The sequence below is a fragment of the Muribacter muris genome, assembly GCF_001038205.1.
Lineage (GTDB): Bacteria > Pseudomonadota > Gammaproteobacteria > Enterobacterales > Pasteurellaceae > Muribacter > Muribacter muris.
In genome coordinates this window covers 1-12,603 of the sequence record NZ_JWIZ01000069.1, presented here as the reverse complement: position 1 = coordinate 12,603, position 12,603 = coordinate 1, and the positions used below count along the sequence as shown (strand labels likewise).

Annotated in this window: 16 protein-coding genes and 3 pseudogenes; 7 read left to right on the top strand and 12 right to left on the bottom strand. The window is 45.4% G+C overall.

Annotation, left to right across the window (positions count from 1 at the left end; translation table 11 throughout):
* Window positions 1–94, top strand: a 94-nt coding sequence (locus RO21_RS12960) for an ATP-binding protein (RefSeq protein ID WP_241482488.1), incomplete at its 5' end; no start/stop codon positions are given.
* Between the two features lie 106 nt (window positions 95–200).
* Here RO21_RS12960 and RO21_RS13215 read toward each other — a convergent pair.
* Both RO21_RS13215 and RO21_RS09900 read right to left on the bottom strand, forming a co-directional pair.
* Window positions 201–368, bottom strand: a pseudogene (locus RO21_RS13215) (arsenical-resistance protein); the annotation flags it as partial.
* A gap of 14 nt (window positions 369–382) precedes the next feature.
* Entirely contained in the window at window positions 383–781 is a 399-nt protein-coding gene (locus RO21_RS09900; protein ID WP_047977623.1) for a Cd(II)/Pb(II)-responsive transcriptional regulator, read from the bottom strand.
* A 72-nt stretch (window positions 782–853) separates the two neighbouring features.
* On the opposite strand from RO21_RS09900, the gene RO21_RS09895 reads away from it, so the two are divergent.
* Complete coding sequence (locus RO21_RS09895) at window positions 854–1,468, top strand: cation diffusion facilitator family transporter (RefSeq protein WP_010907412.1); 615 nt, start codon at window positions 854–856, stop codon at window positions 1,466–1,468.
* Window positions 1,469–1,551: 83 nt separating this feature from the next.
* On the opposite strand, the gene arsB is transcribed toward RO21_RS09895, so the two are convergent.
* The 3 genes from arsB to RO21_RS09880 all read right to left on the bottom strand — a co-directional run bounded on the left by arsB (window position 1,552) and on the right by RO21_RS09880 (window position 3,343).
* Window positions 1,552–2,568, bottom strand: coding sequence for an ACR3 family arsenite efflux transporter (gene arsB, locus RO21_RS09890; protein ID WP_047977622.1), 1,017 nt, complete (start codon window positions 2,566–2,568; stop codon window positions 1,552–1,554).
* A 3-nt stretch (window positions 2,569–2,571) separates the two neighbouring features.
* Window positions 2,572–2,976 carry an arsenate reductase (glutaredoxin) gene (arsC, locus tag RO21_RS09885; protein WP_047977621.1) on the bottom strand — a complete coding sequence of 135 codons (405 nt, stop codon included), beginning with the start codon at window positions 2,974–2,976 and terminating at the stop codon, window positions 2,572–2,574.
* A 64-nt stretch (window positions 2,977–3,040) separates the two neighbouring features.
* The gene (locus RO21_RS09880; protein ID WP_014550505.1) at window positions 3,041–3,343 is read right to left on the bottom strand and encodes an ArsR/SmtB family transcription factor; all 303 of its coding nucleotides are present in this window, start codon (window positions 3,341–3,343) and stop codon (window positions 3,041–3,043) included.
* A 171-nt stretch (window positions 3,344–3,514) separates the two neighbouring features.
* Between RO21_RS09880 and RO21_RS12955 the strand changes: the two genes are divergently transcribed.
* On the top strand, window positions 3,515–3,685 hold the full coding sequence (locus tag RO21_RS12955; protein WP_220186751.1) for a hypothetical protein: 171 nt from the start codon (window positions 3,515–3,517) through the stop codon (window positions 3,683–3,685).
* Here RO21_RS12955 and RO21_RS13660 read toward each other — a convergent pair.
* The 3 genes and pseudogenes from RO21_RS13660 to RO21_RS13160 form a co-directional block, all read right to left on the bottom strand.
* Window positions 3,673–3,856, bottom strand: a pseudogene (locus RO21_RS13660) (arsenic resistance protein); the annotation flags it as partial. The gene RO21_RS12955 and the pseudogene RO21_RS13660 sit on opposite strands and share 13 nt — an antisense overlap.
* Window positions 3,857–3,892: 36 nt before the next feature.
* On the bottom strand, window positions 3,893–4,282 hold the full coding sequence (gene cueR, locus RO21_RS09875; RefSeq protein ID WP_047977620.1) for a Cu(I)-responsive transcriptional regulator: 390 nt from the start codon (window positions 4,280–4,282) through the stop codon (window positions 3,893–3,895).
* A 195-nt stretch (window positions 4,283–4,477) separates the two neighbouring features.
* Complete coding sequence (locus tag RO21_RS13160) at window positions 4,478–4,672, bottom strand: hypothetical protein (protein ID WP_009116473.1); 195 nt, start codon at window positions 4,670–4,672, stop codon at window positions 4,478–4,480.
* Between the two features lie 18 nt (window positions 4,673–4,690).
* Here RO21_RS13160 and copM point away from each other — a divergent pair, with 18 nt between their 5' ends.
* Window positions 4,691–5,437 carry a CopM family metallochaperone gene (copM, locus tag RO21_RS09870; RefSeq protein WP_025342476.1) on the top strand — a complete coding sequence of 249 codons (747 nt, stop codon included), beginning with the start codon at window positions 4,691–4,693 and terminating at the stop codon, window positions 5,435–5,437.
* 75 nt (window positions 5,438–5,512) lie between these two features.
* On the opposite strand, the gene RO21_RS12950 is transcribed toward copM, so the two are convergent.
* Window positions 5,513–5,665, bottom strand: coding sequence for a hypothetical protein (locus RO21_RS12950; protein WP_157019751.1), 153 nt, complete (start codon window positions 5,663–5,665; stop codon window positions 5,513–5,515).
* Between the two features lie 54 nt (window positions 5,666–5,719).
* Between RO21_RS12950 and RO21_RS09865 the strand changes: the two genes are divergently transcribed.
* From RO21_RS09865 to RO21_RS12620, 3 genes are all read left to right on the top strand, one after another.
* A complete protein-coding gene (locus RO21_RS09865) occupies window positions 5,720–7,936 on the top strand; it encodes a copper-transporting P-type ATPase (RefSeq protein WP_479494811.1) in 2,217 nt (738 codons plus the stop codon).
* 420 nt (window positions 7,937–8,356) lie between these two features.
* Window positions 8,357–8,623, top strand: coding sequence for an alcohol dehydrogenase catalytic domain-containing protein (locus tag RO21_RS09860; RefSeq protein ID WP_238327096.1), 267 nt, complete (start codon window positions 8,357–8,359; stop codon window positions 8,621–8,623).
* Window positions 8,624–8,676: 53 nt separating this feature from the next.
* Window positions 8,677–10,010 (top strand): IS3 family transposase gene (locus RO21_RS12620; RefSeq protein ID WP_157019748.1). Its coding sequence is split into 2 segments (ribosomal slippage): window positions 8,677–9,130 and window positions 9,130–10,010, totalling 1,335 coding nucleotides; the frame shifts between segments, so codons are not numbered across the junction.
* Between the two features lie 319 nt (window positions 10,011–10,329).
* On the opposite strand, the gene RO21_RS09845 is transcribed toward RO21_RS12620, so the two are convergent.
* From RO21_RS09845 to RO21_RS12945, 3 genes and pseudogenes are all read right to left on the bottom strand, one after another.
* Window positions 10,330–11,877, bottom strand: a complete 1,548-nt coding sequence (locus tag RO21_RS09845; protein WP_047977617.1) for a multicopper oxidase family protein — start codon at window positions 11,875–11,877, stop codon at window positions 10,330–10,332.
* Window positions 11,878–11,888: 11 nt separating this feature from the next.
* Window positions 11,889–12,344: a DUF411 domain-containing protein gene (locus RO21_RS09840; RefSeq protein WP_047977616.1), complete on the bottom strand. Its 456-nt coding sequence runs from the start codon at window positions 12,342–12,344 to the stop codon at window positions 11,889–11,891.
* Window positions 12,345–12,526: 182 nt separating this feature from the next.
* Window positions 12,527–12,603, bottom strand: a pseudogene (locus RO21_RS12945) (IS1595 family transposase); the annotation flags it as partial.

The following is a 12,603-nucleotide window of genomic DNA, read 5'->3' as shown; positions in this document are numbered from 1 at the left end:
AAAAATGACAAATGCACTTTTAGATAGGTTAATTCACCATTGCCATATTTTAGAAACGGGTAATGAATCTTATCGATTTAAACATCGTAATTAAGAAATAATAAAAGTGGATCACTTTTAAAGGATCTTTGTGGTTTAATTTTGGAAGATCATTGACACAAGCACGCAGGGGCGGAAATTTCGTGTGGTAATTTGAGCTATTTTGCCAAAACGTGAGCCAAGGCAAAAATGCCGTAAGTCTGTGCCAGCAAGGGAATGGCAATCAGCAGAATAATCAAAGGGTTGGCAATAATGGTTTGGGTTTGAAAGGCAAACAGCAACACCACCGTCAAAATCAAACCCATAATGGAAAAAGGTTTCAGGCTGCCTGAAAAATATTCCGCTATTCTTTTTCTTTAATACCTTGAATAATCTGACACTTATCAACCGTTTTATTTTCACAACCCACAAATTGCATTAGAAAAGTTTTAACTTGTTGTAGTTCTGTGATTTGTTCGTCCAAATATGCCAAATGTTGCTCGGCAAGTGCATTGATTTCATTGCATTGTTTGTTAGGCGTTTGTTGTAATTGCAACAGCGTTTTGATGTTACTTAAAGAAAGACCGATATTACGGCAAGTTTTAATAAAGAGTAATTGTTCTAACTGATTTTCATCAAACACACGATAGCCGTTTTGTTGATGTGTAGGGGCGATTAAGCCTTGTTTTTCATAATAACGAATGGTTTCCAAATGTACGCCTGTTTGTTCACTGGCTTGTTTTATTTTAAAAAATTTTGACATTTTGGCTTGACCCTGTAATGACTACGGAGTTTATAGTATAGCAAATTTCATCTTAAAACAGGAGCAAAAAAAATGGCGTGCCAAAATTGTTGTGGTTCAAATCAGCCCATTCATCAATCGCCCAAGTACAAAAAAGCCTTGTGGATTGTCTTGATATTAAATTTATCAATGTTTTTTGTGGAAATTGTGATGGGGGTTAAATCAGGTTCAACTTCGCTGTTGTCGGACAGTTTGGATTTCTTGGGCGACAGTGCCAATTATTTGATAAGTTTGATTGTTTTGCCAATGGCGTTAAGTTACCGAGCCAAAGCATCTATGGTTAAGGGGCTAACGATGGGCGGTTTTGGTTTATTTATTTTAATGACAACCATTTATCGTGTGTTTTATGGGGAAATGCCCAGTTATTCTGAAATGAGCATTGTGGGATTTTTGGCGTTATTGATCAATGTGTCGGCATTGTTGATATTATTAAAATTTCGTGATGGCGACAGCAATGTCCGCAGTGTGTGGGTGTGTTCCCGAAACGATGCGATTGGTAATGTGGCGGTAATTTTGGCGGGTATGGCAGTTTATTTTTTTCAATCAAAATATCCTGATTTAATTGTGGCGTTTGTTTTGGCATTTTTGGCATTACAAGCCAGTCAAGAAATCATCAAAAGGGCTTGGGCGGAATTAAAAGTCAGTTAATTTAAAACACCGTTTGGATTGATGTTCAAGCGGTGTTTTTATTTTTAAATTTTGCAAAATAACTTTCAGGCTGCCTGAAAAACCTACACCCCTTTATTCCCCAGCGATTTTCGGTTTATCCACCACACCAGCGAGAGCATCACAGGCACTTCCACCAGCACACCGACCACCGTTGCCAATGCCGCCCCAGAATGCAAACCGAACAAAGAAATTGCCACCGCCACCGCCAATTCAAAAAAATTACTCGTGCCAATCAAGCACGCAGGGGCGGAAATTTCGTGTGGTAATTTGAGCCATTTTGCCAAAACGTGAGCCAAGGCAAAAATGCCGTAAGTCTGTGCCAGCAGGGGAATAGCAATCAGCAGAATAATCAAAGGGTTGGCAATAATGGTTTGGGCTTGAAAGGCGAATAGCAACACCACCGTCAAAATCAAGCCCATCACGGAAAAGGGTTTTAGGCTGCCTGAAAATTGTGCCACCGATTTACCCGATTTTTGTAAATAAGAGCGGGTAAGCCAGCCTGCCAGCAAGGGCAACAGCACATACAAAACCGTGCTTAAAATCAAGGTATTCCACGGAATTTCTATGTCGCTTACGCCGAGCAATACGCCTGCAATCGGAGCATACGCCACAATCATAATCAAATCATTGACCGAAACCTGCACCAAAGTGTAATTGGGGTCGCCTTTGACCAGTTGCGACCACACAAACACCATTGCCGTACAAGGCGCCACACCCAGCAAAATCATGCCGGCAATGTATTCTTGTGCCGACTGTGCGTCCACCCAACCTGCAAAAAACACCCGAAAAAACAACCAGCCGAACACCGCCATCGTAAACGGCTTGACCAACCAGTTGATAAATAAGGTTAAAAATAAGCCCTTTGGTTTTTTGCCCACGTCTTTGATTGCCGACCAATCAATCTGAATCATCATCGGATAAATCATCAGCCAAATCAGTATCGCCACAGGCAAATTCACATGAGCCACTTCCAAAGATGCAACCCATTGAAATACATTGGGCAACCAAACACCCAAAACCACGCCCAGCACAATCGCCAACGCCACCCAAAGGCTTAAAAAACGTTCAAACAACCCCATGATTTACTCCTTATGATTAATAATTTCGCCGTCTTCTTTGACAAACGGGATCGCAAAAGGCGGTAAAAATGCCAAAACTGTTTCGGACGGACGGCATAATTTCACGCCTTTTTCGCTCACCACAATCGGACGATTGATTAAAATCGGTTCACGAAGCATGGCGGAAATGAGTTCGTCATCGCTTAACTTTTCGTTTTGCAAACCAAGCGTTTCATACGGCACTACATTCGTCCTAAGTAACTGGCGGGGCGTGATGCCCATGCGTTTGATTAAATTACGCAAAGTCGTTTCACTTGGCGGATTTTTCAAATATTCAATCACTTGTGGCTCAATACCAGCGTGGCGGATGAGTGCCAGCACATTGCGTGAAGTACCGCAGTTTGGGTTGTGATAAATGGTAATGTTCATAGTTACTCCAATCTTTCAAGAAATATAGAAATATTTGGCAATAATTTTTCAGGCTGCCTGAAAATCACTGGCAAGATTCGCCTGTTTGAGAACAGCAGTTTTGGGTCAGAAAATGGGTCAATGCCATCATCAAATCCAGCTCGGCAAAATAACGCATGTGCCGTCCTTCCTGCACCACACGCACAAGCCCCGAATGCAACAGGCTTTTTAGATGAAAAGACACATTATTCGGGGCAAGGTTAAGCTGTTTTGCCAAGTCGCCAGCAATCATGCCAGTACTGCCTGCGGCGGTAAGTTGTTGAAAAATCGCCAGTCTTATCGGAGAAGACAGGCTCTCAAAGAGTTTGCTTGCTTGTATCGTATTCATAGGCGTAATTATAACAAGAAATTTCAATATTTCAAGTATGATTGAAATGTTTTTTAATTGTCCGAAGCCACCTTTCCAAATCCAAAAACCCACTTCCCATTTTTCGCTATTCTTATCCTAATTTCAATACATTAAAATACGCTCATTCCATTTCATAAATAAGGTAAAAAAATGACCAAACAAATTCAATTTACAAAAACAGGTTCGCCTGATGTCCTGCAAATCGTTGATGTACAAATCCCCGCCCCCAAATCGGGCGAAGTGCAAATCCAAATGCACGCTTTGGGGCTAAAGGCAAAAATCATAATCACATCATTTAAGTACACTTACACCAGCGTGTAATTGGGGTCGCCTTTGACCAGTTGAGACCAAACAAAAACCATTGCCGTACACGGTGCCACGCCCAGCAAAATCATGCCGGCAATGTATTCTTGTGCCGACTGGTGCGTCCACCCAACCTGCAAAAAACACCCGAAAAAACAACCAGCCCACAAGTGCCATCGTAAAAGGCTGTTATCAAGCTATGGCATTCATCTGCTTTGATGGTGGTTAAAAATCGCTCAAGCCTTTTAAGATGGGGCAGTCGGGATTGTCATCGCCCCCGCAGGCATCGCTCCACGCTTGCAAGGTGTGTTGCATTGATTTTAATTCTTTGATTTTATTGGATAAAAAATCAATATGACTGGCGATGAGCGTTTTGACCTGAGCACTTGTGCGGTGTGGATTGTCTTGCAGTGCCAAAAGCTCGCCAATCTGTGCAAGCGAAAAACCGACGCTGCGGGCTTTGGCGATGAATTTTAGCCGAGCGATGTCATTGGAGTTATAAATCCGATAACCTGCTTCACTGCGTGATGGGTTAATTAATAAGCCTGCTTTTTCATAATCACGGATTTGTTTGACGGAAAGTTGTGTAGATTTAGACGCTTGTCCGATGTTCATTGTTGCTCCTTATTGAGTGGTGTGTAAAAAAAATGTTATCAAGTAAAAATAACTCTTGACCCTAACGCAAGGTTAGGGTTTATGATACGCACATCAAAACAAAAAAGCAATGCTTTTAATCGCTTAAAAGCACTTTGTTTTGATAATCCACTTTAACTTAACATTCGGAGAAACTGTTATGAACGCTGATTTTGTTCAAAACCGACACGCCCATTGCGGCTGCCAGTCTTGCACGGGGCAAAACTGCCGTCCGGACTGCCAATGCCAAAACGGCAAGCCCTGCATTTGTGATGACTGCACTTGCAACGGCTGTGCGTGTGAATCGTAAAACCAAATAGTGAAATGGACATTGGGCGAATCTGTCATTTGCCCAATGTTATCAATGCCCATTTTGACAAGGAGAATCCAATGACATTCATCAAAAACCGTGCCGTACATCTTGTCGCTGCCGCTGTTGTTTTGGCGACTTCAACCGCTTTTGCCGACGGCAAAAACGAAGTGCCGACGCACTCGATGGCGTGCGACAATAACTACACCCAAACCACCCACGACTGCCCAAATAACCAAAACGGGCACGCAGCGGTGAACCACGCCAATATGAACCACTCTGCTATGGCGATGGATACTCAAAATGCTCCGCCCCATACCCAAGCCTATCTTGCAATGATGAACAAGATGGGCGATGAGATGAGCAAAGCGGGCAATCTTGCCGATGCTGATACCGCTTTTGCCAAAGGTATGATTCCGCACCATATCGGAGCAGTTGAGATGGCAAAAGTACAGCTTGAATTTGGCAAAGACGAAACAATGAGAAAACTTGCCCAAGCGATTATTGATGGACAACAAAGTGAAATCGACCTGATGAACGCTTGGCTGGCGGGTAAAGACACCGCAACCCAAAACCCGCAAGCCCCGCACGCCAAGGCCTATGCCGCAGGCAAGGCGCACCACGAGGCGATGATGGCGGCAATCAATGAGCCAAACCCTGATGTTGCCTTTGCCAAAGCAATGATTCCGCATCATCAAGGGGCGGTCGAGATGGCAAAAGTGCAATTACAGTTCGGCAAAGACGAAAAAATGAAAAAGCTCGCTCAAGACATCATCAAAGCCCAAGAACCTGAAATCAAGCTGATGCAAGACTGGCTAAAACAGTAGGAGCAATAAGGCAAAAACACTGCTTTTGATAAAGCGGTGCTTTTGAGGTCGTCTGAAAACAGGTTTAAGGCTTTTTCAGACGGCATTTGGGGTTTTCAGGCAGCCTTTAAAACAAGCCCCAAGGAAATGATGATGCCGACTTGTCGGGCACATCGGCAAGCGATGTTCTGAACCTTCTGCTTTTTCAGACGGCATCGGTATTTGCAGGCAGCCTGAAAAAACCGTCATTCTGACCGGCCCAATCCGTACCTGCTTTTTCGGTAAACGACCGGTGATGACCCTATGAACCCAACAGGAGAAATTGTGATGAAGCAAGAAACACACAAACCGCCCAAACACCACGAGTGCCGACACGGACACGGACAGCACCGCCCTGTGCAGACACCGTCCGATGCAGCGGCTGCTTCGGGCTACACCTGCCCGATGCATCCGGAAATCCGGCAAGACCGCCCCGGCAACTGCCCTCTTTGCGGTATGGCATTGGAGCCGCTGATGCCTGAATTGGACGACGACAATCCGGAGCTGCGTGATTTTTCCCGACGCTTTTGGTACACGCTGCCCCTGACGGCGGCAGTGCTGGTGCTGGCGATGTTCGGCGAGCGTCTGAACCTGATGGATATGGCCGCACAAAGCTGGGTAGAGCTGGTGCTGTCGCTGCCGATCGTGCTGTGGGCGGGGCTGCCGTTTTTCTCACGGGGTTGGCAGTCGCTGGCAAACCGTAGTCCCAATATGTGGACGCTGATTGCACTGGGAACGGGTGCAGCCTTCGTTTACAGCGTTGTTGCCACCGCTGCACCCGGCATCTTTCCGGCATCGTTTGTATCGATGGGGCGGGTCGGCGTGTATTTTGAGGCGGCGGCCGTCATCATCTCGCTGACCTTGCTCGGCCAGATGCTCGAACTCAAAGCCCGGTCGCAGACTTCGGCGGCAATCAAGACCCTGCTCGGACTGGCGCCCAAAACCGCACGGCGTATCGGCCCGGGCGGTGCTGAAGAAGATGTGCCGCTCAGCCACATCCACATCGGCGACCTTCTGCGTGTGCGCCCCGGCGAAAAAGTGCCTGTCGATGGCGTGGTGGTTGAGGGCGCAAGCTCGGTAGATGAATCGATGCTGACCGGCGAGCCGCTGCCGGTGCGCAAAGCCACCGGCGACAAAGTCATCGGCGCCACGCTCAACACCGGCGGTGCGCTCGTCATCCGCTCCGAGCGCATCGGTTCGGAAACCGTGCTTTCGCAGATTGTCCAGATGGTGGCCCAGGCGCAGCGCTCCAAAGCACCGATGCAGCGTATGGCCGACGGGGTGGCAGGCTATTTCGTACTGGCGGTTGTCGCCGTCGCCGTTGCCACTTTCTTTGTCTGGGGCGTGTTCGGCCCGCAACCGTCTTGGGTGTTCGGGTTGATCAACGCCGTTGCGGTCTTGATTATCGCCTGCCCCTGTGCACTGGGACTGGCCACGCCGATGTCGGTGATGGTCGCCACAGGACGCGGGGCAGGCAGGGGCATATTGTTCCGTGATGCCGCCGCTATCGAAAACTTGCGGCGAGTAGACACTTTGGTGATTGATAAAACCGGCACACTCACCGAAGGCCGACCCGCCTTTGACCGTGCCGTTGCGGCAGCAGGCTTTTCCGCCGAAGAAGTGCTGCGTTTGGCCGCCAGCTTGGATCAGGGCAGCGAACACCCGCTGGCCGACGCCATTGTGCAGGCCGCACGGGAACAACAGCTGAAGCTGAGCAAACCCGAACAGTTTGATTCAGGCAGCGGCATCGGCGTGAGCGGCGTGGTTGAAGGGCGTGCGCTGGCACTGGGCAACACGGCGTTTATGCAGCAGAACGGGCTTAGCGTCGAACCACTGATCGAGCAGGCCGAATCCCTGCGCAGTGAAGGTGCCAGCGTGATATATCTGGCTGCGGACGGACATCTTGCGGGACTGCTTGCCGTCTCCGATCCTGTAAAAGACAGCACCCCCGAAGCATTGACCTCGCTCAAAGCAGCCGGCCTGCGCATCATTATGGCAACCGGCGACGGATTGACCACGGCAAACGCCGTGGGCGCAAAACTGGGCATCGACGAAGTGCACGGCGAAGTCAAGCCCGCCGACAAACTGGCACTGATCGAGCGGCTTCAGAACGAAGGGCGGGTGGTCGCAATGGCAGGCGACGGCATCAACGATGCCCCCGCACTGGCCAAAGCCGATGTCGGCATCGCAATGGGTACCGGCACCGATGTGGCAATGAGCAGTGCGCAAATCACGCTGGTCAAAGGCGATTTGCGGGGTATTGCCACCGCACGCAAATTGTCTGAGGCCACCGTGCGCAATATGAAGGAAAACCTGTTATTTGCCTTCTTATACAACGGCCTGGGGGTTCCCGTTGCCGCCGGCGTGCTGTACCCCTTTACCGGCTGGCTGCTCTCGCCGATGATTGCCGCACTGGCGATGAGCCTAAGCTCGGCATCCGTGGTCGGCAACGCACTGCGGCTGCGCAAAAGCAAGTTGTAGACCACAGCCCCGCAGGCTTCTTCCAATGACAAAACGACCTCAAAAACACCGCTTTTGATAAAGCGGTGTTTTTTATGCCGTCTGAAAAGGTCTTTAATACTTTTTCAGACGGCATTGTGTTTTTCAAACAGTTTCGCAGTGTGCGTCATTGCACCAACCCAATATTTCATCAGGAAAATGGTGCAACAAGTTGCACCCTACATCTTTGATGCTTTTTTAAGACGGCATTGTTTTATTCAAACAGTTTTTGACAACCAAACCAGTCTGAAAAACAACCGCACTTTTTTAAGACGGCATTTTTTTCAGACGGACTAAAACGCCCAATCTTTCCATTTTTAAAAACCAACTTCCCATTTTTCGCCATTCTTATTGTTATTTTAAAACGCTAAAATACGCCCATTTTTAATATAGGTCAAAACAATGAGCAAACAAATCCAATTTACAAAAACAGGTTCGCCTGATGTCCTGCAAATCGTTGATGTACAAATCCCCGCCCCAAAATCGGGCGAAGTGCAAATCCAAATGCACGCTTTGGGACTAAACCGTGCCGAGATGATGTATCGGGAAGGGGCGTATGTGATTGACTCTGTGTTCCCTGCGACTTTGGGTTATGCAGGGGCAGGCGTGGTCGTGGCGGTGGGCGATGACGCTGGCGAATTTCAAATCGGCGACAAAGTGAGCGTCTGATCTGCCCCCCAAAAGTTGGACTAAAAACCAACTGATTAAGGTGCAGATTTTTTATGACGAAATACAACCAATCTTTCAAACAAGAAGTGATCGCATTTTTTCTCCAAAACGGGAAAAATTGCTCACTCACTCGCCAGCAATTTCAGCTTAAAGCCTCCACGCTACGCCGTTGGATTTCGCAATATAACTATAATGGAATCAATAGTTTAGCCGTACTGGGTAAGAAGCAAAAATATTCCCCAGAATTTAAATTAACCGTCATACAAGCGGTCAAAAAGGGGCAATTTTCTGCAGAAAGTGCTTGTCTGCATTTTGGTATTGCTAATTCAGGGGTGATTAGCCAGTGGTTGCAAGCCTTTGAAAAACAAGGTATAAACGGCTTATTTCCAAAGCCGAAAGGACGACCAGCAATGAAACCGAAATACCCGAAAATGCCTCCCCCACCCAAAACCGAAGAAGAACGCTTGCGTTATCGGATTTTGGAACTGGAAGCGGAGAATGCTTACCTAAAAAAGTTGCGGGAACTCAACCAAGCAAAAATGCGGAAAAAGTAGCCATCATGAAAATGTTGAGGGTAAATTTTTCCTTGGAAATATTACTCCATTTGACAGGTTTAAAACGCTGTTCATTCTTTTATCATTTACAGCTTAAAATTGATAAAAATGTGGCAATTAGGCAGGAAATTGTTGAGATTTATCGCAAAAATGACGGCAATTATGGCTATCGTCGTATTACGTTAGCATTGCGAAAAATGTTCGGTGCAATTAACCATAAGCGTGTGCAAGCGATAATACAACAGCTTGATTTAAAAGGAAAATGTAAGCAGAGAAAATATCGTTCTTACAAAGGCGAAGTGGGTAAAATTGCCGAGAATTTATTGCGACAGGATTTTCACACAAACGCTCCAAATGAAAAGCTCGTCACGGATATTACCGAGTTTAAATGTGCGGAAGGCAAACTTTATCTTTCGCCGATTAAGGACTTATTTAATGGCGAAATTATCGCCTATGACCTTGCCCAAAGCCCAAACTTTGAGCAAATAATGCGAATGATGAAACAAGCTGTCGCAAAGCTCCCGCAAGGAGCAAGCCTGATTTTACATTCCGACCAAGGATGGCAATATCAGATGGCAGGTTATCAGGCGATATTGAAACAAAATGGCATCGTGCAAAGTATGTCAAGAAAAGGAAATTGCTTGGATAACAGTGCGATGGAAAGCTTTTTCGGGCGATTGAAGACGGAATGTTATTTTGGTAAACGATTTGAAACATTTGAGCAACTCGAACAAACTATTCACAAATATATTCATTATTACAATCACGAGCGTATTCAAGTGAGACTAAAAGGGCTAAGCCCTGTGCAATACAGAACTCAGTCCTTGAATTAACGTAGTCTAACTTTTTGGGGGCAGATCAATAATTAAATTTTGTAAAAATAAATCATAAAAAACCAAGAGAAGAAAATACTCACTTTTATTAAAGCATCAAGACCATAAAATATTATCTATATAACCGGAAAGTGAATTACCAGATAGGTTATTAAATAAGTTCATATGTAGCCACTGTTATCGGTGTATTGGTTGAAGTGCCTGTGATGCTCTCACTTGTTGCGTTGTTAAACCGTTGGAATAAATAATGACAAGCAGAGGGATTTTCGCAATTTACAAATTTTCACGAAAATCCCTCTATTTTTATAGTTAGATACCACTATTCCACTTTAAACATCCCCATCATACCGAGATTTTCATGTTCTAAAATATGGCAATGGTACATTTTCAACCCAGTATGTCCTTGCTTAAAGCGAATAATCACTTTTTCATAAGGGCGTAAATTAACCACATCTTTTAACGCTCTGCCTTCTGGCTTAAAGGTTTTACCGTTTAACGTATGTTGAATTACTTCAAATTGAGTGCCGTGTAAATGGAATGGATGATCCATATGGCTTTCATTGAAGATTTCCCACTGTTCCACTTCATTCAATTTGGTAACAAAATCAATACGGTTCATATCAAAGGTTTGACCGTTGATTAAGAACATACCATTCATCATTGGTGGAATAGGGTTGTCCGTTGGTGTTGTAGTAGCGTGATGTGTACCGTGATTCATCATTGGCATATTCGTATGGTTCATCATTTTTTCACTAAAGCGAATTTGGCGAACCTGCTTTGGCTCATCCCAGTTAGGCAAGGACCTTAAGCTTTCAGGTAACTGAACAGGTTCTGATTTCACCTGAATTGTGGCTAAAGTGAGATCTTTAGGCTGTTCTTGAACCATCATCTTACGGCGATCATAATAACCGCTTTGTAAATTGACTGTTCCTTGCGTTTCACCCACCATAATCACTTCAACGCGTTCGGCTGGTGTAAGTAGCAGTTCATCAACAGGCGAGCGAGGTTTTTCAAGTAAACCACCTTCGGTACCCACCACAATCCATTTCACCCCTGGAATGTTTAAACGAAAATAACGAGCGCTAGTGGCATTCCAAAGACGGATTCGTTCATTCGTTTTCACTTGAATCTGGGGCTGATATTGACCGTTGATTAACACAAATTCACCCTCACGACCGTTCATCCAATCTAACATCGTGTTTGCTGGAATGGTGCCATCGGCATTTAAACGCAGATCGGAAATCACCCAATGTTGTTCAGGAAGGTGTGCAAGCGGATCATTTTTCGCTTTAACAACGAAAGTGCCTGCTAAGCCTTTATAGACTTGTTCGGAAACATGGTCATGTGGATGAGGGTGGTACCAATATGTCCCAGCACTGCCTTGAGGTAGCGTAAAGCGATAGACTTTTTTCCCTTGCGGTTCAACCATATCCATCGGGTTACCATCCGCCTCATTTGGTACATCTAAGCCGTGCCAATGTACTGTTGAGGGTTGTGGTAGGTGATTGATAAATTCAATTTCTACGGTGTCGCCTTCAAATACTTCAATTTGTGGCCCTGGTAGTTGTCCGTTATAAGCCCAAAATTCCGTTTCTTTATTGTCTGCGAGGCGAATTTTAATTGGCTCTGCTTTTAAAGTGGCTTTGAATAGCCCTGCTTGAGTCGATTGATTAGCAAGTTTTGGCAATATCCCATTAAGCGATAAACCTGAAGGCATTGCCTCAGTTGGCATTAGGCCAGTAGGTACTGAATGCATCATCGCCATATTGCCATGTTGTGCGTGGTTCATCATATTCGCAAGGCTATAAAGCGAGCTACTGGCTAAGCTAATTCCAATTCCATAACGTAAAAAATCTCGACGTTTCATTCTTCCCCCCCCTATTGGTTATAGGATTTGAACACTTCACTTTCACCGTTTTGCTTAATTAAAACAACATCATAAGGATCTTTGCGTCCGCCGTATGCTTCACCGTCCATACCTGGTGAACCAATCGGCATGCCAGGTGCGGACAAGCCAACTGCATCGGGTTTTTCTGCGAGTAAACGTTTGATATCCTCAGCAGGTACATGTCCTTCAATCACATAGCCATCAATCACTGCCGTGTGGCAAGAGGCGTGTTCATTTTTAATGTTAAAGCGCTTATGAGCATCATAATTGCCTGTTTCGTTGACTTTAATCTCAAAACCGTTTTTCTGCATATAGCTGATCCATTCATTACAACAGCCACAAGTCGGGCTTTTCCACACTTCCATAGAAAGTGTTTGTGCTTGAGCACAAGCGGTTATCCCTAAACTTAAAAGCAACAATGAGCGGGTGAATTTATGTAATTTCATAAGATGTCCTTATTTTTATTGAGATGGAATGGCGCAATGTTAAAGCTTGACCTAGGGTTAAGGTCAAGTAATCTGAAAAAATTCTATCATTTGAAAATTTTTCTCAAAATCCTACTGCTTGTAGTAGAGATATGCCAACGTACCATCCACTATTATTTTTTAAAAGGGGCTGTACTAGATAACTAGAATAAATTCTGCTTTACTAATTGTTTTAAAATGGAAAATTGAACTTTTATTTCACTGTGGTTAAAACGCCATT